General features: G+C 43.8%; 20 protein-coding genes and 1 tRNA gene. 8 read left to right on the top strand and 13 right to left on the bottom strand.

What is annotated here, in order from left to right:
- Nucleotides 1-44: 44 nt before the first annotated feature.
- The 9 genes from K9J17_13120 to K9J17_13080 form a co-directional block, all read right to left on the bottom strand.
- Nucleotides 45-818 carry a toxin-antitoxin system YwqK family antitoxin gene (locus tag K9J17_13120; GenBank protein ID MCF8277667.1) on the bottom strand — a complete coding sequence of 258 codons (774 nt, stop codon included), beginning with the start codon at nt 816-818 and terminating at the stop codon, nt 45-47.
- Between the two features lie 12 nt (nt 819-830).
- The gene (locus tag K9J17_13115) at nt 831-1,364 is read right to left on the bottom strand and encodes a hypothetical protein (protein ID MCF8277666.1); all 534 of its coding nucleotides are present in this window, start codon (nt 1,362-1,364) and stop codon (nt 831-833) included.
- An 88-nt stretch (nt 1,365-1,452) separates the two neighbouring features.
- Nucleotides 1,453-1,526 (bottom strand) — tRNA-Arg (locus K9J17_13110).
- Nucleotides 1,527-1,559: 33 nt separating this feature from the next.
- Nucleotides 1,560-5,978, bottom strand: coding sequence for a hypothetical protein (locus K9J17_13105; GenBank protein ID MCF8277665.1), 4,419 nt, complete (start codon nt 5,976-5,978; stop codon nt 1,560-1,562).
- A 1-nt stretch (nt 5,979) separates the two neighbouring features.
- Entirely contained in the window at nt 5,980-6,813 is an 834-nt protein-coding gene (gene prmA, locus K9J17_13100; protein MCF8277664.1) for a 50S ribosomal protein L11 methyltransferase, read from the bottom strand.
- A 1-nt stretch (nt 6,814) separates the two neighbouring features.
- Nucleotides 6,815-7,570, bottom strand: a complete 756-nt coding sequence (gene tpiA / locus K9J17_13095) for a triose-phosphate isomerase (protein MCF8277663.1) — start codon at nt 7,568-7,570, stop codon at nt 6,815-6,817.
- A gap of 71 nt (nt 7,571-7,641) precedes the next feature.
- On the bottom strand, nt 7,642-8,718 hold the full coding sequence (locus K9J17_13090) for an ABC transporter permease (GenBank protein MCF8277662.1): 1,077 nt from the start codon (nt 8,716-8,718) through the stop codon (nt 7,642-7,644).
- Nucleotides 8,719-10,008: a DoxX family membrane protein gene (locus K9J17_13085; protein ID MCF8277661.1), complete on the bottom strand. Its 1,290-nt coding sequence runs from the start codon at nt 10,006-10,008 to the stop codon at nt 8,719-8,721.
- Between the two features lie 50 nt (nt 10,009-10,058).
- Complete coding sequence (locus K9J17_13080; protein ID MCF8277660.1) at nt 10,059-10,610, bottom strand: DUF1599 domain-containing protein; 552 nt, start codon at nt 10,608-10,610, stop codon at nt 10,059-10,061.
- A gap of 30 nt (nt 10,611-10,640) precedes the next feature.
- On the opposite strand from K9J17_13080, the gene folP reads away from it, so the two are divergent.
- The 5 genes from folP to K9J17_13055 are packed head-to-tail and all read left to right on the top strand — an operon-like array spanning nt 10,641 to nt 13,622.
- Nucleotides 10,641-11,510, top strand: a complete 870-nt coding sequence (folP, locus tag K9J17_13075) for a dihydropteroate synthase (protein MCF8277659.1) — start codon at nt 10,641-10,643, stop codon at nt 11,508-11,510.
- Between the two features lie 3 nt (nt 11,511-11,513).
- Nucleotides 11,514-11,750 carry a hypothetical protein gene (locus K9J17_13070; GenBank protein ID MCF8277658.1) on the top strand — a complete coding sequence of 79 codons (237 nt, stop codon included), beginning with the start codon at nt 11,514-11,516 and terminating at the stop codon, nt 11,748-11,750.
- Complete coding sequence (locus K9J17_13065) at nt 11,732-12,037, top strand: type II toxin-antitoxin system RelE/ParE family toxin (protein MCF8277657.1); 306 nt, start codon at nt 11,732-11,734, stop codon at nt 12,035-12,037. The genes K9J17_13070 and K9J17_13065 overlap by 19 nt, the downstream gene beginning before the upstream one ends.
- Nucleotides 12,034-12,828, top strand: a complete 795-nt coding sequence (locus K9J17_13060; GenBank protein ID MCF8277656.1) for a class I SAM-dependent methyltransferase — start codon at nt 12,034-12,036, stop codon at nt 12,826-12,828. Before K9J17_13065 ends, K9J17_13060 begins: the two co-directional genes overlap by 4 nt.
- Complete coding sequence (locus K9J17_13055) at nt 12,825-13,622, top strand: phosphatidylinositol-specific phospholipase C/glycerophosphodiester phosphodiesterase family protein (GenBank protein MCF8277655.1); 798 nt, start codon at nt 12,825-12,827, stop codon at nt 13,620-13,622. The genes K9J17_13060 and K9J17_13055 overlap by 4 nt, the downstream gene beginning before the upstream one ends.
- A gap of 9 nt (nt 13,623-13,631) precedes the next feature.
- Here K9J17_13055 and K9J17_13050 read toward each other — a convergent pair whose 3' ends face one another.
- Nucleotides 13,632-14,486: a hypothetical protein gene (locus K9J17_13050; protein ID MCF8277654.1), complete on the bottom strand. Its 855-nt coding sequence runs from the start codon at nt 14,484-14,486 to the stop codon at nt 13,632-13,634.
- A gap of 82 nt (nt 14,487-14,568) precedes the next feature.
- On the opposite strand from K9J17_13050, the gene cdaA reads away from it, so the two are divergent.
- Nucleotides 14,569-15,369: a diadenylate cyclase CdaA gene (gene cdaA, locus K9J17_13045; protein MCF8277653.1), complete on the top strand. Its 801-nt coding sequence runs from the start codon at nt 14,569-14,571 to the stop codon at nt 15,367-15,369.
- A gap of 1 nt (nt 15,370) precedes the next feature.
- Here the strand turns inward: cdaA and K9J17_13040 are convergent, their stop codons facing one another.
- Entirely contained in the window at nt 15,371-16,609 is a 1,239-nt protein-coding gene (locus tag K9J17_13040; protein ID MCF8277652.1) for an ABC transporter permease, read from the bottom strand.
- A 36-nt stretch (nt 16,610-16,645) separates the two neighbouring features.
- Between K9J17_13040 and K9J17_13035 the strand changes: the two genes are divergently transcribed.
- Nucleotides 16,646-17,863, top strand: a complete 1,218-nt coding sequence (locus K9J17_13035; protein ID MCF8277651.1) for a DUF1343 domain-containing protein — start codon at nt 16,646-16,648, stop codon at nt 17,861-17,863.
- On the opposite strand, the gene K9J17_13030 is transcribed toward K9J17_13035, so the two are convergent.
- Nucleotides 17,860-19,059 (bottom strand): pyridoxal phosphate-dependent aminotransferase, encoded by a 1,200-nt coding sequence (locus tag K9J17_13030; protein MCF8277650.1) that lies wholly within the window; start codon nt 19,057-19,059, stop codon nt 17,860-17,862. The two genes, K9J17_13035 and K9J17_13030, sit on opposite strands and share 4 nt — an antisense overlap.
- Nucleotides 19,060-19,133: 74 nt before the next feature.
- The gene (locus K9J17_13025; protein MCF8277649.1) at nt 19,134-19,577 is read right to left on the bottom strand and encodes a DUF1573 domain-containing protein; all 444 of its coding nucleotides are present in this window, start codon (nt 19,575-19,577) and stop codon (nt 19,134-19,136) included.
- A gap of 311 nt (nt 19,578-19,888) precedes the next feature.
- Between K9J17_13025 and K9J17_13020 the strand changes: the two genes are divergently transcribed.
- A complete protein-coding gene (locus tag K9J17_13020; protein MCF8277648.1) occupies nt 19,889-21,055 on the top strand; it encodes a proline dehydrogenase family protein in 1,167 nt (388 codons plus the stop codon).
- The last annotated feature ends 4 nt before the right edge of the window (nt 21,056-21,059 follow it).

Below are 21,059 nucleotides of genomic sequence, written 5' to 3'. Positions count from 1 at the left end.
TGGAAAATTACGCAGCTTTTTTAAATCCCAATACTGTTCTAACGTTATTGATCCGGCACAGGGTGAGATTCCTCCTTTTCCAACTCGCCAAAAGGTGACCAATATTGCCATTTACCAACTTTTTGCTCACCCTTGTAGTTGCCTTTGCTTTTCATTTGGCCGTTATCATGCCATTCAATCCAAACTCCTTTCAAACTGCCTTCAAAATACTCGCCTTCCTTAGACTTTCTTCCACTATCAAACCAATATGTCCACATTCCATGAGGAATTCCCGCAAAATAAACTCCTCTTGAACTTAATTTACCGTTGGGATGCCACTCTTCCCACGTTCCTACTCGGGTATTCATTTTATACTCTCCTTTGTCTTTTACGGCTCCATCTTCGTAATAGGTGGTCCAAACTCCCACCTTCGTACCGTCTTTCAAACTGCCTTCACTCCTTGGTTTTCCATCATTGTACCATGTGAAAAATGGTCCGTTTGGCACCCCGTTGAGCATATTTCCCTCTTCCACCTTCGCACCGTTCATGTCGTAATCTTCGTAGCGACCGTTCGGTATGTCATTTTCAAAATAGGACAATGACCAAAGTTTTCCGTTCTGGTACCACTCTTGCCACTTCCCTTGTTTCTTCCCTTCTTTATATAATCCTTCAGATTTCTTGCTACCGTTCTCGTACCATTCGGTATAGATCCCGTTCAAAACTCCATCTTTGGTTGTTGCAACCGATTTCAAACGTTTGGATTCGTAATAATCTTTAACAGTTTCTTGACCTATGGCCAAATGTGGAAGCACAAAAAGGATTAAAAGCAGGATTCTCATCGTAATTTGGGGTTAGTTGAAATTCTTCTCTTCAATGAGCTTGCCAAGTTCGTAGACCTCCTCACGCTTCATATTGCCGTCCAAAAACCAATAGGTCCACTTTCCTTGGCGCTCACCATTGGAATAAGCGCCTTGCTCCGACATCTGGACCTCATCAAACCAAGTTGTCCAAACACCGTCTTTTTGACCATTTGTCAATTGTCCTTCAAAAACAAGGGTGCCATCTGTTCCATACCTTTTGAATGCTCCATTCTGCTTGCCATCAACAAATGAAGTTTGCTCTTTGAGCGTATTGTTGGGATAGTAGAACTCAACGACACCATGAACCGAACCCTTTTTCATAGGTGTAACCGACAGGGTATCTCCACTAGGATAAAATCTGATTTCCTTGACTAAATTATCTGGAGACTCAGTACCCGCATAAATGAGTTCAACGTTGCCATTGGGATTTTCCACCAATACCGACATCAACTTCTTACTACAGGAAGTGACCAAGGTTAAACTGGCCGTTATCACCAGTAAGCTTCTGAATCTGTTTTTAAACAAGGTTAATGCGTTTGACTGCAAATGTAAATAAAGTGACACGTTGCGGTCAACAATAAAAAAAGGAGGCAATTGCCTCCTTTTCTTATTGTGACCATGTAGGGATTCGAACCCCAAACCTCCTCATCCGTAGTGAGGTGCTCTATCCAGTTGAGCTACATAGCCATCCCGTTTTTTGGGGCTGCAAATATAAGCAGATCATTCTTCAAACGAACGCACAAAATTTCTTCTTTGGATCGCTGTTGATAGGACGTAGGTAATATTTGGCTTTCCCTTCTCCCCTTTCTGTGTGCGCTTATCGTCTTTCGTATCACGAATCTGTGCGTTGAAATCATCGTTCGAAGAGAATGCACCAAGCATTCCTCGTTTATAGTTGAAGAAAAACCAACTGTCATCACTCGGCTCAAAATAAACCGAAAGTTCATCGCCATTACGCTTTTTGGTGAGCTCAACCAATCCGTAAACCATCTTATTGACCTGGAATTTTCCAACACTGGAAATACCGATGAATCCTTTATAGCGATACGATCCAGTAGTTGGGTTCCAAACAAGTTCCACATCTGTAAGGAACATGGTTTTTTCAAGCTCCTTCGGTAGCTTTTTGAAAGTTCCATAAAGATTGAGCTCTTGGATGAGCTTGGTTGTTTCGTCTTTTCCAACCAACTCGATCAAGGCTTTTTCATATTCCGTTCCATAGAACACAGCATCCAATGGAGGGAAGTGATTACTGATCTTCTCGGCCATGATCCTCAGCGACTCATCATTAAAGAAAAAGTCGATACCAAGGAATAGATTGAATTTGGTTGAATCATTATTCATGTTGTGCTCAACCGTTCCGAGCGGAGTCAATTCAACTTGCCCGAAATCCATTCCCATGTTCAATTTTCCTTGACCTCTGGCAATACACTCGTTGCTTAAACTCAAGTAATTGCCACCAACAACGGCACCTTGCAATTTTTCCTTGTTAGAAATCCGGTATTCTTGACTCTCGTTATCGAAATGGAGATAGCCTTCTGCTGCCACAATATCAATATCATTCGGTTTGATCTTCTTGGAAAGGAACGTTGGATAAACCGTTGTAGAATCTTTACTGATAACAACACCTGAAGACATCGGCATTCCATTGGCATCTTTCGGCTCAGCAGGTATCGGAATATAGATGTTTTTCGGATCGATATCTGCATCAAACGCTAACCAGTCGCGGGTAATACCAGGACAATCATGTTTGATTCGCGTACTACCATCGTAGGTGAGAAACTCCTGACTGGCAAACAATTTTGCCTTGCCCTTGTAATCGAAATTTGGACTGAGCGTAAAGGCTGCTTCTTCAGCAATGATTCCCTCACCAAAAGTCTGCCCAGCCGAGTCGATACCGATCTTGGCAAATTCAATCAATTGTTTTTTACCCGTTACATCTTCATAATCGTACTTGCCTTTAGCGTTGTACTTCCATTTGCCCAGCACATTTACAGTAGACTCATAGAATGTATGAAACTTGGTGATTCGGTTGGCCACAATCCGCGAATTTCCCAACGGATCCATCGCAGCCTGTTCACGGATGGTCACGTTTCCACTATCAGGATAAATGATTGCATCGGCCACATCAATGTGGTCCACTTTTTTGGCGGAAATGATGAAATTATCAAGATTGAATTTTGCTAACGGAGAGCGGAACTCAAGCGAATCCTGCTTCGGGTTGGTGGATACGTAGCGTGAGCCTTCGCCATCAGACACTACATCAATATTCTTCTGATCAATGTTCCACTTGAACTCATCAATGTAGCAGATGTATTGATTCACTGGAAAATCAACAAAATCGCCTCCCGTGTTCGACTTGAACTTTCCTTGTCGGTCATCCAAACTGATGTCCATTCTCACGTTGCTTGTTTTGAAAGCGTATGAGTTTTCTGAAGCGCCTTTCAATTTGAAATCCGCAGTATCCGCATGGAAATCCCTGTATTTGAAATTGAATCTGTTCGACCGCATGTAGCTATCAGCAAAATCGAGATTCCCGAAACCATCAAGACCTTTTGGAGAAAGGTCGAGGCCGCCATGATGTGTCACTTCGCCCTCATACATATCGAAGGGGTTTTGAAGCTTATAGGCATAGAAGTGGTCTAGTTTCGGCTCCCAATGCACGCGACTATCAACACCCGTAACTGGCGGATATGGCGTTGGGCTCTTTTGCTTGTTTATCACAAAATCTTGAGCAACTCCGTTTACAGAATCTGGATAGAAAAGGAAATCATCTGACTTGGAAATGGATGTCAAATATTCCAGATTTCCATCTCCTCTCAAACCCTCATGACTTAGCTTGATAGTGGCTTTGTATTTTCCTTTTCCACCATAAGTATCTAAACCTTCTGGCGGAGTTTCTCGCACAAAACCAAGAGAAAAGTCTGGTTGAAGTCTTAACGTTTCCTCGAAATCCGGAAAAATACCGGCTGACACAAAATTCCCATCAAAGGCCAAACCTTCTTTGGTAAAATTCTCCAAACTGTCTATACTGAATGGCTTAAGGTGCATGTAAAACTCCTCTTTCTTATAAGCACCATCTTGAATTGAACGCTTGTCATAATACACGAACGAATCGTCCGTACTATTGAACACGGGATACCGAGGATGATCTTTGAGTCCTGATTTGTTATCGGGCCTATCCACCAAGAGTTCTCCTTTCAGATCGCGAAGTACCGTTTTAACCGCTCGCAAAGGTTGCCTTCCGCTGTCATCAGGCGTGCCATCCGGAACCTTCAATCGCAATGAATCCACTTGGTTCATGGTGATTTTGAAATCGTCATAGCTGAAGTAAAAATCGCTTCCAAAGAAGTCCAATCTACCACCAACTACTTTTCCGTTGAAAAGGAAATCCCGATTCTTTTTCAGTGTCAATTCCTGCTCGTATGGAAAGACGATCACATCCTGCGAATCGGAAAGGAAAATGCGACCAACTCCATTCATGTCCATATCCCAGTTCAATAGATTCAGTTTGGCATTTGGCAAACCATCTACAATAGACTCGAATTGAAGAATGTCGTAATCTGTCTTTTTCGAACGGGCCAAGACATAGTGATGCAGACGAGGCTTGAGCATTACAAGGTCTTTCTCGTAGTTGTATGTCATGAAACCTGAGTTTGACAGATTGATGAGAAAAACCTTTGTTTCACTGATATCTGACTTAAACAGACGCGCTACCTGTTCTACTGTCAGCTCCTCCATGCCCAATTCCTTCGCATAGTTCCGGATTTTCCAAAGTGGATGAATATCCGCAGTTCCTCTGATTCGGTCGTAGCGGTATTCATCGTAATAATCATCAGACTCAAACATGGCGCTACTTTCTGCTCCACCAGTGGTATTTTGAAGCGTCATCCAATCGGCACTCATATTCCAAGTAATGGCATCCACGTGCATATCAACCTTATGGTAGGTATCGTAAAACGGACTTCTGCCCGAACCTTCCTTGTCTTTTGCAAAGACCACTTCGTGTTTTTCCACATTGTAATCCACCCGAATTCCAGGATGATAAATGGAATCGCCTTCGTAATAGAAAGACACTTCCGCCTTTTTGGAAAGCACTTTATCAGGACGGATCACAAACGATTTAGATCGAGCAGCAATGAAATTTTCATTCTTCTTCGTGAGGTGATTCATCTTTTTGAATATCAGCGTGGCATCTTGATCCGCATCTCCAGAACCAATGAACTTGATTCCGTGCTGCGAAAACCCTCCCGAGTAATCGATATCCTTATACATGTCTTTGATAAGGATACGCTTGTCGTAAGAATCGAATCGAGGATAAGAAGCCGATTCTTCGTCCACATCGGCCAGAATTTTTTCGGTGAGAACACCAATGTGTGGTCTATCAAGATAGTCGGGATGATAGAACGTAACTGAGTCTATTGAATAGGTTGATTTGGTTGCATCAACGGTATAATTCCCAATATCAGCGTAGGTTTTTGCGGGGTCGAATCCAGCACGGCTCCAATCTATTTTTCCGCCTTTGCCCACCCATTTGGTAAGTGTTGGATAATAGACTCCTTGCGTTCCGTAGATGATTGAACTATCGCGCTTGGAATATGCTTTCAGGTCCAATTTCCCAAAAACAATCTTGGGCAAAGAATCGAATTGAATCTTGTAAGCATCAAATTTGGCCACCCATTTCACGGCCTGAGAATCGTACAGAATGTAATCAGTAAAGAGGCTTTTACACACTTCCAAATACTCGGTAAACTGCTTTCTTGAAAGTTGCGTGATGGTTTTTTCCAAACCGTCATGAAATGCATCAAAGTCGGAAGCTGGCTTCATACTCTTTGCAAAACTCATGAGTGCAAAAAGGTAGTTTTCAAAATCGACCGCCTTTTTTTTCTCCTTCAACATCAGATCCGAAATCTTGTAAACCCGCTCCTTCTGCTGCGGACTGTAATGACCGCTATTCCAAACAGGAAGAAAGGTTTCCTCAATCAGCTTTTTGGCTGCTTTTGGATCGCCCATTGCAAAGAACTCTTGCAATTCGGTGATGTACTTTTCGTTGTCGTGAGTAAAGGATTTGAGCTGCTGCGCTTGCGCAAATTGAACCGTGCCAAGTACGAGCGCGGCAAATAGGAAAAGAAAATTTCTCATGTTATTGTTTGATGAATCGGGCTGAGACCCAATTGTTCTTAGTCAGATTTCCGTTAAAGATAAAGCCTGATCGAATAGCTACGTCTTTGATGATATCTAAGTCTTCAACATAAAATCCACTTACAAAAAGCTGTCCGTTTTTCTCGAGTGATGCTGCATATTTCGGAATATCTTCCACCAATACATTCCGATTGATATTGGCTAGAATTGTGCGAAACTTCTTCGTTCCGAGCAGAGAAGCATCGCCTTTAAGAATCTCAATATCGTTGATGTCATTCAACTCGCAATTGTCTGGCGCATTCTCAAATGCCCATTCATCAATATCAATGGCGGTAACGTCTTCCGCACCAAGTTTGCGCGCAACAATGGCCAGCACCGCTGTTCCAGAACCCATGTCCAACAGCGGACTTTCCACTTTGGTGGTCATCAGGTATTCCACCATCAGCGAAGTTGTGGCATGATGACCTGTTCCGAAAGACATTTTAGGCATAATGAGAATTTCCATCTTGAAGCCTTGTTTCGATTCATGGAATGGCGCTCGGATGCGGCAAAGGTCTTTGATCTCAACCGGATCGAAATTCTTTTCCCATTCCTCATTCCAATTCTTTTCCTCAGAAAGAGATGTCTCAAACGAAACGTCAAATTCAGCTTCGCGAATGCGGGAAAAAACGGCTTCCACGTTATCCAAATTCAACGCTGATTCTTCGATGTAAGCTTCCACACCTTCATCGGTTTCCAAGAAACCTTCGAAGTCAATATCGGAAAGTTCAGAAATAACGATCTGTCGTCCCATTTCTACAGGACTGACCTTAATTGTAAGCACCGCGTGGGCCATATTAGAAAGAGTGAATGATTTGTAAAAAGTCGGTAGCAGCTAAAGATGCGCCACCAATAAGGCCGCCATCAATATCTTTTTGAGCGAAGAGTTCGCTGGCATTTTCAGGTTTTACACTTCCCCCATAAAGGATGGAAATTTCCTCTGCGTGTTCAGACAGAACCTCAGACAGTTTTTCGCGAATAAATGCATGCATTTCCTGTGCCTGTTTCGGTGTAGCAGTTATCCCCGTACCAATGGCCCAAACGGGCTCGTAGGCAATTACAATCTTGCTTAATTCGTCCTTTGTAAAACCTTGTAAAGCAGATTGAATCTGATCTCCGACCACATCAAAATGATGCTCCGATTCGCGTTCTTCCAACGATTCGCCACAACAGTAGATCGGTGTGATTCCATGCGAGAAAAGACGCTGAATCTTCAAATTGACAAGCGCATCATCTTCTCCGAAATACTGGCGTCTTTCAGAATGACCCACAATGCAATATTCGCATCCGAATGACTTCAGCATTTCAACAGAAACTTCGCCTGTAAAGGCACCATTTTCTTCTTGATAACAGTTTTGGGCAGAGACGGAAACAGCCGATCCATCAGCTTTGGAAACAAGGTCAGAAATGAAGGGGAAAGATGGCGCCAAAATCACCTTAACATCTGACGAAGCACCATCAGCCAATCCTGTAAAAATCTCATCCGCCAAACTTAACCCTGTCTCTCGGGTCATGTTCATCTTCCAGTTTCCAGCTACTATTTTCTCTCTCATTTTAATGAGTTAAAAGGAAAAGGGAGGAAATGAAAAATGTGAATCCATTCTCTCATTTCTCCTTTTTCGTTTCATCCAATACTTACACGTGGGTCAAATATACCATAGAGCACATCAACCAACATATTAATAACCACAAAGATGACAGCCACTAAAATGATGCAGCCCATCACCACTGGAAGGTCGTAGGTATTCAGCGCATTAAGCATGATAAGTCCCAAGCCTTTCCAGCCGAATACGATCTCGACAAAAACGGCTCCTGCAAGCAACGAAGCCAACCAGCCCGAAATAGCCGTGATAACAGGATTTAGCGCGTTGCGCAATGCGTGCTTCAGCACAACGGTTTTGAACGATAGGCCTTTTGCCGTAGCAGTTCGTACATAATCCATCGAAAGGACTTCGAGCATCGAGTTTCGCGTTAACTGCATAAAAACGGCCAATGGTCGAACTCCAAGCGTGATGGCTGGTAGAATCAGGTTTTTGAGCACCAGCTTTTTCCCTTCAAATTCATCTATTTCGTACAAGCTTCCTGTTACTTCCAAGCCCGTGATGGAACCAAGCAAATAAGCGAAAACCCACATGATGAGAATGGCTGCTACAAATGATGGCAAACTCATTCCGAAAATGGAAAAAACCATCAGCAGTTTATCCAACCATTGCCCTTTGAACAACGCTCCGAAAATGCCGAATGTGATTCCAAGAAACGTAGCAATAATGATTGAAGTAACCGCCAAAACGGCTGTTCCGGGAAGTGCTTCCAAAACGATAGAGACAACCGTTTGCTGCGACTGGTATGAACGTCTCAGATAAGGCGCTTTCAGCACAAGAACAGTTGAGCCAGAATTCCAAAGACTTTTGCTGCTTTCGTGTTCAGTAGGTTCGAAAAAATAAGCACTTTCAGAATCGCTAAGATTGTAAAACGCCAAGGGCGATAAGTCGTTGAGATAAACGAAATATTGCGTCAAGAGCGGTTGATCCAAGCCAAGATCTTTTCGGATCATCTCAACTTCCGATTGATCTGCACGCTGACCGAGCATCAATCTCGCAGGATCGCCAGGCAAAGCCGCAAAAAGCAGAAAAACCACGGTCACGATACCGAACAGCACCGAAATGCTGTACAGTAATTTACGTGAGATATATCCGATCAATTAAGGCTGATTGAGATAATCCAACTCCAACACCTGAAGCTCTGGCAGATCATTGTAATGCCACTTGCCATACACTTTTCCATCCTTTAAAAGCAATAATCCGGGATTGGAACGAATGATGGTTTTTAGCACGATCTGATCGCAGAAAAGGTAGCTGAAAGGATTGCTGTTCTCCTGTGCAAAAGCAACAGCATTTTGCGGAGAACTGGAAGTCAAACCGACAAACCTGTAGCCTTTTTCCTGCAAGCGTGCCGCAAGCTCATTGATTCGTGGCTGAGGCTGCGTTACCGCCAAATTCAGGTCATAAGAAATAAGAAGGAACGTGAAGTTCTCACTCATCAAGAAATCTTCGGTAAGATCTTCGCCTTCGGCAGATGTGATGGAGAAATCCATGATCTTAGGTTCAACGCCCTGCTCAATCACTTCTGTTCTCGAATCTACGTACTCATACTTCTCTTGATAGTTCTCTGGGAACTTCTCAAACTCTTGTTCTTTACCCGTTTCCTTATCGCGCAAGATGTAGAAGTACTTTAACTTGTCTGGAATGCCTTCCATCTGTTCAGCAATGCTTTTTCCCGGAGCGTAAGCACGGAAATCCTTCGCAGGTAGATAACTGTAGGTATAGAATGTAAAAAATGCCATAGCAAAAGTTGCCAGAATGGTAGTGAACATGGGTGCTTTTCGGTGCTCTACCAAGCGCACCAAGAAGAAGAAGGTGAAGGTTGAAACCAAAAACCAGAATGGGAAAAACCATTCGAGGTCGTAAGACAACTTCAGCATGATCAGCGACCCAACGCCCGCCAACACAAAATCGTTGACGCCTGTTTCGGAAATACTGATCTGCTTCTGTCTGATGAAAATGATCAGAATCAAAACCGATAAGATGACATCCTTATAAAAGCTTTCCCAAGCTGTAAGTGGAATGGCATCGCCAAAACATCCGCAGGTTTTTACAATGCCAAAATAGGCCGATGCAAACGTAAGTGCGGTAAAAAACATGATCAACAACAACAGAAGCGTTGCTGTAAGTCTGGTCTTAAAACGAACCAAAATGGCAACGCCAAGCACAACTTCCAACACAACTAGAAAAATGGCCTGCGGAAGCGCGTAATCATGACAGAAATGGAAAAATGGTTCTAAGAAGCCCCAATACTCGCCCAACTTGGCAAACTCCTCAAAATATTCTTCGAGTTTATAGCTAAAACCTAGCGGGTCGTTGGCTTTTACAATGCCCGAAAAAATGAACAGTACACCTACAAAATATCGGGCTATATCAGTTATCAGTTTCATTGATAGTGGGTTTTAAAAACAAATTTAAACTTCGGTTTCAACCGACAATGTCAAGCCGAGGTCTTTGCCTCATCAAGCTTTATCAACGCAAAAATGGAGTAATTGATCATATCATACAGATTAGCATCAATTCCTTCTGAAAGTTCGCTCTGACCCTGGTTGTCTTCCATCTCTTTGATGCGAAGGATCTTCACCAATATCATATCTGTCAGCGACTTCACACGCATATCGCGCCACGCTTCGCCATAATCATGGTTCTTTCGTTCCATCAGTGCTTTTGCTTCGGCTGCATATTGATCATACCAAGTAATGGCACGATCAAGATTCAGATCAGCTTCATCCGCATGGCCATGTTCCAACTGAATGATCTCCATGATGGAATAATTCACCAGACCGATGTATTCAGGATAGATTCCCTCTCCTACTCTGCTCACGCCTTTCTCTTCCAAACTGCGAATGCGATTGGCCTTGATAAAAAGTTGATCGGTAATGGAAGATGGGCGAAAAATGCGCCACGAAGCACCATAATCCTTCATCTTGCCCACGAAAATCTCGCGGCATTCGGCAAGCGCCTTATCGTATTGTGTATTGGTATCTGCCATCAGTATTGAACCATTAACTTCGGCTCGAAGATGAGCGGCAAAAATAGCTTAACCAACGAAGATAGACCTACTAGGTTTTCAAAACCTAACAGGTCTTTAAATTGCCGAGGTAGACTGGTCATACTCGACCGTCCATTAGTTATGGGAATTCTGAACCTAACGCCTGACAGTTTTTTCGATGGCGGAAAGTTCAATTCCGTGGATGCTGCTTTGAAACATGCCGAGCAAATGCTCAATGAAGGTGCGGATATTCTGGATCTTGGTGCTTACAGCAGTCGACCTGGGGCAGACAATATTTCGGAAGAAGAAGAGTTTAATCGCCTTCTACCAGCTTTGGAAGCCATCGTTTCGCAGTTTCCTGATGCGCTGATCTCCATTGACACATTCCGTTCTGTAGTTGCCAAAAAAGCCTTGGAAATTGGAGCGCACATCATCAACGATATTTCGGGCGGAAATCTGGATAGTGAATTGCCTGCGGTTGCCGCCAAATTCTCTGCACCTTACATCTGCATGCACATGAAAGGTACGCCTCAAAACATGCAGAAGAACTTAGAACGTAAACCAATCACACCCGAAGTGCTTTCATTCTTCGCACAGCGAGTTCCTCAATTGGTGAAACAAGGCGTTAATGATGTGATCATTGACCCCGGTTTTGGCTTTGGAAAAACCTTTGATCAGAACTACGAACTGGTTGACCGTCTTGGCGATTTCGCCATTTTTGGGAAACCCATTTTGGTTGGTGTTTCTCGCAAAAGCATGATTAAAAAGAAATATGGCGAAAGCCCTGAACAAACCTTAAGAGGAACGATTGAAGTGAACCGCCAATTGCTGCAAAATGGAGCTGATATTCTGAGGGTTCATGATGTGAAAGAGGCGGTTGAAATAATTTCCGAACTTTAGAGCATGAAAGCTATTAATACGCTCAAAACAAGTCTTATCAATAAAATTCTCACCATTGAGAATCAAGAACTTCTTGAAGCCTTGCAGACCATTGTCAATTCAACTTCTGATGAAAAAGTGAAGTTTACGGACGCACAGAAGACAATGCTTCAAATGAGCGAAGATGACGTCAAATATGGTCGGTTAACTTCTCAAGAAGATTTAGACGCAGAGGATATGGCATGGCTCAGCGAACAGTAGTTTGGACGGATACTGCCAAACTCCAAAGACGAAAGATTCTCGAATACTGGAATACAAGAAACGGTTCTACCCAGTATTCCAAAAAGCTTCTCAAATTCATTCGCGCACGAATTAAACAATTGGTAAAACACCCGTTTTCAGGAAAAGAAACCGAAGTAGTAGGAACAAGAATTACTTCACTCGGTCACTTTAGTATCGTTTATCAGCTAACTACAACTCAGTTAATTGTCATTGGATTTTGGGATACACGCCAAGACCCCGAAAAGCTGCTTGGTTCGCTCAAATGAAACACGACTATCAAACCACCAACCGAGACGCTTGGAACAAACGGGTTTCAGCACATTTATCATCTGAGTTCTACGAACTTGAAGCCTGGAAAGCGGGCAAATCCAGTTTGAACGATATTGAACTGGATTTGCTTGGCGATGTGCAAGGAAAATCGATTCTTCATCTTCAATGTCACTTCGGACAAGATTCGCTTTCGCTGGCACGAATGGGAGCGAATGTGGTTGGTGTTGACCTTTCGGATGAAGCCATTGCGGCAGCAAAAAAACTGAATGAAGAATTGGGTTTGAATGCTGAATTTGTGGTGAGCGATGTCCTTGAACTCATTGGTAAGCTCGATCAACAATTCGATATCGTTTTCACTTCCTACGGAACCATTGGTTGGCTGCCTGATCTGAATAAATGGGCCGAAACCATTTCGCATTACCTCAAACCAAAAGGCAAACTTGTATTTGTGGAATTTCATCCTGTGGTGTGGATGTTCGATTCGGAATTTGAGAAGATCGAATACCGTTACTTCAAAGACGAAGCAATTGTTGAAACCAGTTCTGGAACATACGCAGAGAAAGATGCAGCCTTCGAGAAAACAGAAATCAGTTGGAATCATGGGCTGGCCGAAGTGTTCCACGCACTAGAAGAAAACGGATTGATACTGAAAAGCTTTGATGAATTCGATTATTCGCCCTACAACTGTTTCAACGGAATGAAGAAATTGGACGAGCGGAAATTCATCATCGAGAAACACGGAAATAAACTTCCATTGGTTTATTCACTTACAGCCACCAAAAAATGAAGCAATTAGTCGCGTTCAGTTTTTTCGTTTTCTCCTTTTTCGTTTTCACTTCATTTGCGCAAACAGTCATTCCTGGCCATGCACACAACGATTACCTGAACAAACCAGCTCTTTATGAAGCATTGGAAAGTGGCCTCGTTTCGGTAGAAGCGGACGTACATCTGATGAAAGGAGAACTCTACGTGGCGCACGTGCGTCCCTTGGGTCGAAACAAAAAACGCTCGCTCGAAAATCTTTACCTGAAACCGCTTTTTGAGCACGTTCAGAAAAATGGCAGAAGGGTTTATCCGAACTATGGCGGACCGTTTTACCTGATGATTGATTTTAAAGGTGGCGGAATGGAAACCTTCAATCGACTGACAGAACTTTTGGGAAAATACCGTTCCATGCTAACGGTTATGGAAGATGGAGAACTGAAACCTGGAGCAGTAACCGTTTTCCTTTCAGGAGGAAGACCGACCGAAGGCGTTCTGAATGCTGAACCCAAACTGGCATTTTTGGATGGACGACCGAGCGATATTGGACAACAGATTCCTGCCGAAGTGATGCCTGTTATCAGCGACAATTACCACAATCATCTTTCGTGGAACGGAGTAGGAGAAATGCCTTCGGAAGAGCAACTCAAACTCAGAAAACTGGTTTCAAAGGTTCATGCTGAAGGCAAGAAACTACGGCTTTGGGCATCACCAGACAATCCGAATGCTTGGGAATCTTTTCAGAAAATCGGCATTGACCTGATCAACACGAACACTCCGAAAAAATTTGCTGAGGAATTCGGAAAATCGGAGACGTAACTGTCCGTTCTAGAAAATCTTTCCCAAAATCGGAATTCGACCTTTTGAAAGTCGGTCCAATTCTTTTTGCATCACGTACATCACATCGTCATTGATGTTTTTCACGATCTCAGGATTATCCGCATCACTTGGTTGGTAGTGATTGAGGTAAAATGGCTCAAGAACGCTTATTGTCATTTGCGAAGGAAGTGGCAATTCGAAATGTGGAAAATGACCTACGTGCCAACCAAAGGGAAACGACCAATACGTGGGCCACGTATGAACTTTAGCCAAGCGTTTCAGACCACTCCAAGCTGCAAAGCGTTCACCAGAATTGAGCACAAAAAGCGTTTCTCCACCGCCACAACCCACAATTGGAAGTATCGGCACTTGCGCCCTCAACGCAGTTTTAACATATCCTAAATGATCAAAGAAATTGATCTTGTTCCTATCGGTAAATGTTCGAGCCACGTCTCTGTCGCCTCCAGGATAAACCGTTACTGCAAAACCAGATTGCAATGCGTTCAATGCGCTATCTGGTTTTGCTTCCAAAAATCCCAATTCGTTCACAGGCAAGTGCACCAATCGGCCAAACAAGTGTGTCATGTGATGAATGAGTGTGAGCATTGGAACAGAACGTTCTTCCGAATGATATTTACTGAGCCAAAGCAACGATTCGGGCATGAAATGCATGCCCGTATGATTGCCTACACCAAGAAATGCTTCACTGGGAATATTCTCTAATCCGAGAAATTTTGCCCGATGGTAGGTTTCGAGAATTGGCAGATACAACTTGGCCACTTTTCGGGCCATTTTCGGGTCAAATACTTCAATATGATCTTCGTCCATGTTGTCTGTATAGAACGAAGTAAGCCAATCGTCCAAATCTTCAACTGACTTTTGACAGCAGTCCCACGCATTACGCTAAATTTGACAACCGCCTGTTGTAAAAGGAAAGCTGATTCTGATGGTGCTTGATATTATTCTAGGATTTCTGACCTTCCGTTGGCTCGATGCCTTGGACATTCTGATTGTGGCCATTCTGCTCTATCAACTTTACAATCTGGTTCGAGGAACAGCAGCCGTCAATATTTTTCTGGGCATTCTTTCGCTTTACCTACTATGGCTGCTCGTTCGAGTGCTCAATATGCAACTGCTTGGGTCGATCTTGGGACAATTCATTGGAGTTGGTGTATTGGCGTTGATCGTGGTTTTTCAGCAGGAAGTAAGGCGGTTTCTGCTACTGATCGGAACTACCGGAATCATGAGCGGAAAGCGCTCTCCACTGAGATGGTTTAATCTGGGAAAAGGGCTTCGCAATCGACAATCATTGGATATCAGCGCCATTGTTTCGGCAAGCCTGAATATGGCACATTCACTTACGGGTGCCATCATTGTGATTAGCCGCGAAAACAGTTTGCAATTTTATGCCAACACGGGCGAACCAATTGATGCGGGCGTTTCTGCAAAGATCCTCGAATCGATCTTCTACAAGAACAGTCCGTTGCACGATGGCGCGGTAATTATCACCGAAAATCGCATTAGAGCCGCTCGCTGTGTTCTTCCTGTAACGGACGACAAGGAATTCCCTGCTCATTTGGGCATGCGCCATCGAGCTGCTGTTGGTCTTTCGGAAAGTTCGGACGCAGTTGCCATTGTAGTTTCGGAACAAACTGGCGGAATTTCAGTGACACATGATGGGAAACTGGAATACGATATTTCACCGAAACAGCTCCGCGATCTGTTGGAGAACATGTTCGGTCAATGACCTAACTGAAGCGGATCGCCTTCAAAGGTTGAATGCGCGACACGACCATCGAAGGCAGCAGCAACATTAGAAAACAGAAGAAAAGTGTTCCTGCATTCAACATTAATATGTGAATGAGTTGAAGATTGATGGGAACAACTTTCACATAGTAGCTTTCTTCTGGCAGCGTAATAATGCCAAAATGCTGTTGTATCAGGCAAAGTGAAATACCAACAAGATTTCCCCAAAACAACCCAACACTTGTAAGATAAAGTGCTTGATAAATGAAGATGTTGCGAATCTTGACATCATTCATTCCAAGCGATTTGAGCGTGCCGATCATATAAACGCGCTCGATGATCATGATGAGCAAGGCCGAAATCATATTGAAACCAGCCACCACCAACATGAGAATGATGATGACGCGCACGTTCATATCCTGAAGATCAAGCCAATCGAACATCTGCGGTTGCAATTCCTTCACCGTTGCCGAAAACAGATCTGTTCCAATGGAGTGATAAACGATGTCGTCCAATTCATCCAAACGGTCGAAATCATCTACAAAAACCTCGAATCCAGCGACCTGATCTTCACTCCAACCATTCAATCGTTGAATGTGCGCGATATCGGTGATCACGTAGCGTTCATCAAAATCTGCAAGCCCTGTTTTATAGATTCCGGTCACGTCAAAAATCCGTGCACGCTGCTTTTCATTCTGGATGAAAAAAATCTCCATCCTATCTCCTACAGCCAGTTTCAGTTTCTTAGAAATGATCTCGGAAATGAGAATATTTCTACTTCGCGATGTGTCAGTGGTGCTGAATACATCACCATCAACCAAGTGCTGCTTGAAGAAACTCCAGTCAAAATCGGCACCAACTCCTTTTACAACTACACCTTCAATTTCATCATCCGTTTTAATGATGCCTGCTTTTGTAGCAAAAACCTGAATGTGGCTGATGCCATCGAGTTCCTCTAAACTGGGATAGAACAATTGGAATTTAGAAACAGGCTGCGGCTCAATGGCATTAAGATTGGAGTATTCGGTAATGACGATGTCTGAACCGAAGTTCACGATCTTATTCGTGATCTCTTTCTGAAAACCCGTGACAATGGCCATTGAAATGATCATCACCGCTAAGCCTAAAGCGATGCCAGCGATGGCAATCCGCACAATTGGACGCGTACCCGAAATAGTGTTACTTTCGGCCTGCCCGCCTGCTCGGATGAGGCGTTTTGCAATAAAAAAGGAAGTATTCAATTGCTTGCCGCTAAATTGATTTTTGTGCGAGAGATAATGGCTAAAACTATCAAATATCTGCTTACCGTTCTGTGGCTATCGTCCTGTGGTCAACCTGTGCCAGCACCACCGCCTGCATCTGTAGAAAGCAGCGCAGAGGAAGTCAGCAAACTCATGCGTTTAGGCGCGGAGAGAACGGAGGCTTACTTGCCATTGTTGGAAGGAAAATCAGTCGGGGTTGTTGCCAATCAGACTTCGCTTATAAGGCAAACTCATTTAGTGGACACACTTCTAGCCTTGGGAGTGAATGTAACATGCGCTTTTGCACCTGAGCACGGTTTTCGTGGAAATGCTAGTGCGGGCGAGAAGATCACGGACAGCAAAGACCCGAAAACGGGCCTTCCGATCGTTTCACTTTATGGAAGCAATTACAAGCCATCAGCCAAGCAACTGGAAGGATTGGAGCTAGTGATCTTTGATATCCAAGATGTTGGAGCACGATTTTACACCTACATCAGCACGATGAGTTACATCATGGAAGCCTGTGCAGAAAACGGAATTCCAATGATGATTCTTGACCGTCCGAATCCGAATGGACGTTACGTTGATGGCCCAGTTCTGAAAAAGGAATTCTCCTCATTTGTAGGATTACATGAAATTCCAGTGGTTCACGGAATGACTGTGGGCGAATATGCCAAAATGGTGAATGGCGAAGGCTGGCTGAAAAACGGAGTGAAATGCGAACTATCCGTGATAGAAATGGAGCATTATTCTCGAAACGAAGCCTATGAATTACCTGTTCCTCCATCGCCTAATTTGCCAAATCAAAAAGCAATTTACCTCTACCCTAGCATTTGCTATTTTGAAGGAACAGTGGTGAGTGAAGGCCGCGGAACAGACAAACCTTTTCAACAATTCGGCTATCCGAAAATGCCTAATGGAAACACCAATTTCACTCCAAAAGACATCAAAGGTGTGGCCACCGATCCGAAATTCGAAGGAATAGATTGTGCAGGAACCGACCTTTCAGTCTTGACCGAAGATAGTCTTCACAACTTGGCCAAAATGAACTTAGAATGGCTTATTTCTACCTATCAAGCGTATCCGGAAAAAGACAAGTTCTTCGACAAGAAATTCTTTGATCTTTTGGCTGGCTCATCGCAATTGAGAGAGCAGATCATGGCAGGAAAATCTGCTGAGGAAATACGTGAATCATGGCAGGCTGACCTAGCTACTTTCAAAACAATGAGAGAGAAGTATTTGGTCTATCCTTAGTTCGTTCTATCAGGATAAACCTTCAACGCTTCGTCAATAATCTTAATAGAGCGTTTCAGATCTTCTTCGTTAAGAACATAGGCAATACGGACTTGCTTTTCGCCATAGGCGCGCGTTGAGTAGAAGCCGCTTCCGGGTGCCATCATCACAGTTTCGCCTTCGTAGCTGAACTCCTCCAACATCCATTGGCAGAAATCATCTCCACTTTCCACAGGCAGTTGTGCCATGGCGTAGAAGGCACCTGCAGGTTTCGGACACGTCACGCCATCAATCGCGTTCAGCCCATCAACCAAGGTGTTTCGCCTTTGCATGTACTCCTCTTTCACACGGTCGAAATACGACTGAGGCGTATTCAACGCAGCTTCGCCAGCAATTTGCCCAAGTGTTGGCGGACTTAATCGCGCTTGCGCAAATTTGAGTGCATTGGCCATCATTTCCTTGTTTCTCGAAACCAACGCACCAACCCTTGCACCACACATGCTGTAGCGCTTGCTCACACTATCAACCATTACCACATTATTCTCAATTCCTTCCAAATTCATGCACGAAAATGGAATGGCACTATCGTAGCAGAATTCGCGGTAAACTTCATCAGCAAACAGAAACAGATCGTATTTCTTCACCAATTTGGCCAAAGCCTCAAGGCTTTCTTTCCCATACAATGTTCCTGTCGGATTTCCTGGATTACAGATAAGAATGGCGCGCGTATTCTCCGTAATTCTTCGTTCAAATTCAGAGATCGGTGGCAAAGCAAAACCATCTTCAATCTTGGCGGTTATCGGTTTTACGTTCAATCCTGCCATCGTGGCAAATCCGTTGTAATTGGCATAGAACGGTTCAGGAATAATGATCTCATCGCCCGGATCCATACAGCTCATAAAACCGAAGATCAGGGCCTCAGAACCGCCAGTTGTTACCATGATGTCAGAATCTTCCAGTTCAATTCCCACACTTCTGTAATACTTAGCAAGACTCGTTCGGTAGCTTGCGTAGCCTTCCGAATTGCTGTACTCAATAACCTTTCGATCAATATTTCTGATCGCATTCAGCGCCACTTCTGGCGTTTCAATATCCGGCTGGCCAATGTTCAAATGATACACTTTTATGCCTCTCGCTTTCGCAGCTGTGGCATAAGGAACCAACTTTCTAATTGGCGATTCGGGCATCATTTGCCCCTTCAACGATAAACGTGGCATTGCTAATTTTTAAGCATAAAAAAGTCCCGACAATAATCGGGACTTTTCAATTCACTCTGAAAGTTTAATTTAGCTTATTCCTCAACAGGAGTTGCTCCTTCAATACTCTTCATTTCTGGAGAATCAGATTCAGTTGGAACCGCGTTCACTGTTCCTTTGATCTTCAACAGCGCAGTGCTGTTATCAACAGAGTTAGAAGTAATGGTCACAGACTTGCTGATAGGTCCAACGCGCTTAGTGTCATACTTCACTTTGATAGAAGACTTAGCACCTGGAGCAATTGGTTCTTTTGGCCATTCTGGAACCGTGCAACCACAAGATCCTTTTGCTTTTGAAATGATCAACGGCTCAGTTCCTGTATTCGTAAAAACGAATTCCGTAGCACCGTTACCTCCTTGGTCAATTGTACCGTAATCGTGCTCAATTCTTTCAAACTCAATTTGTGGACCAGCTACTTGAGCAGAAACGTAAGCAAAAGATCCTACGACCATTGCCAATAACAACATTGTTTTTTTCATGATGATGATTGATTTAATTAGTAAAACGTGAGTGCTTCATTCAAAATACATTCCAAAATTACAGAACAGCCTTAAGGCCAGCTGTTAATGAAATGTTAAACACATCTTATGGGCGTTTCCGCGCGGCTTCGCAAGCGCGGCCGGGCTGTCCGCTATATCTTTTTCCGCCTGCGCAAATGCCCGCCCAATGAGAAAAAGGATGTCGCTTCCATCCCTAACGCGGCTCAAATAGCCCACATCAGCAGTTCCATCAAAACATGGCTTTCCAAGCAAACGCCAAACTATATTTGCCGCATCAAATCACCGACCGAATGATCTCGTTTGAAGACACCAAAATCGCTTTTGCTGACAGAACAGATCAGGAACTGAACAGAGCTCATCTTCTGTTCAAGTTGGTTGGCAACCAAACCTTGGTCAGCGCAGGAAAAACCTTGCTCAAGATCGGTTTGGCACTTCATCTGCCTATCAAAGGAATTATCCGATCAACGGTATTCAACCATTTCTGTGGTGGAGAAAAAATAAGCGACTGCGAACCGACCATTGCGCGTTTGCATCGTTCTGGCGTTTACTCACTTCTCGATTACTCTTCGGAAGGAAAAGAATCTGCCACTGAATTGGACGAAGCGGCAAAAGAGATCATTGCAGCCAATGCAACTGGAAAAACAGACCCACGCGTACCATTTTCCGTGTTCAAACCTACAGCCGTACTGCCCAACAGACTATTGGCAAAAAAGAACGCTAAAGGAGTTTTCAGTGCAAGTGAATCCGTAGAATGGGAGAAGGCAACCGAGCGCATCAAGCAGATCTGTCAGACCGCTACAGACAATAACGTTCCCATTCTGGTTGATGCGGAAGAAACATGGTTTCAAACTGCAATTGATGACCTGGTGGAAGAGCAGATGCAGCAGCATAATCGAGAAAAAGTGATGATTTACAACACCATCCAACTCTACCGAACCGACCGTCTTCAGTTTTTGAAAGACAGTTTGGAAAAAGCCAAGAAAAACGGATACAAATTGGGTGTGAAGTTGGTGCGTGGTGCATACATGGAAAAGGAACGCGAACGCGCCAAACAGCAAGGTTATCCATCACCAATTCATAAAACCAAACAAGAAACCGACCGCGACTACGATCTGGCACTAAAATTCTGCATCGACAATTACCCTGAAGTTCAGTTGATTGCCGGCACGCACAACGAATTCAGCTCAAAATACCTGACCGAACTGATGGCAGAAAAGAAGCTGAATACTGATGATGCGCGCGTGTTCTTCGCGCAGTTATATGGAATGAGCGACAACATCAGTTTCAATCTTGCAGCAAACCACTACAATGTGGTCAAATACGTTCCCTACGGTCCTATTTTAGAAGTAATGCCTTACCTGATTCGAAGAGCTGAGGAAAACACTTCCATTGCGGGCCAAACAGGCAGGGAATTATCGCTGATCGTCAAGGAAAAGGCCAGAAGAAGGGCTTCATAAGTGC

It is taken from the genome of Flavobacteriales bacterium, assembly GCA_021739695.1.
In the GTDB taxonomy this organism is placed as follows: Bacteria; Bacteroidota; Bacteroidia; order UBA10329; family UBA10329; genus UBA10329.
This window is presented reverse-complemented; position numbering and strand designations above follow the sequence as displayed.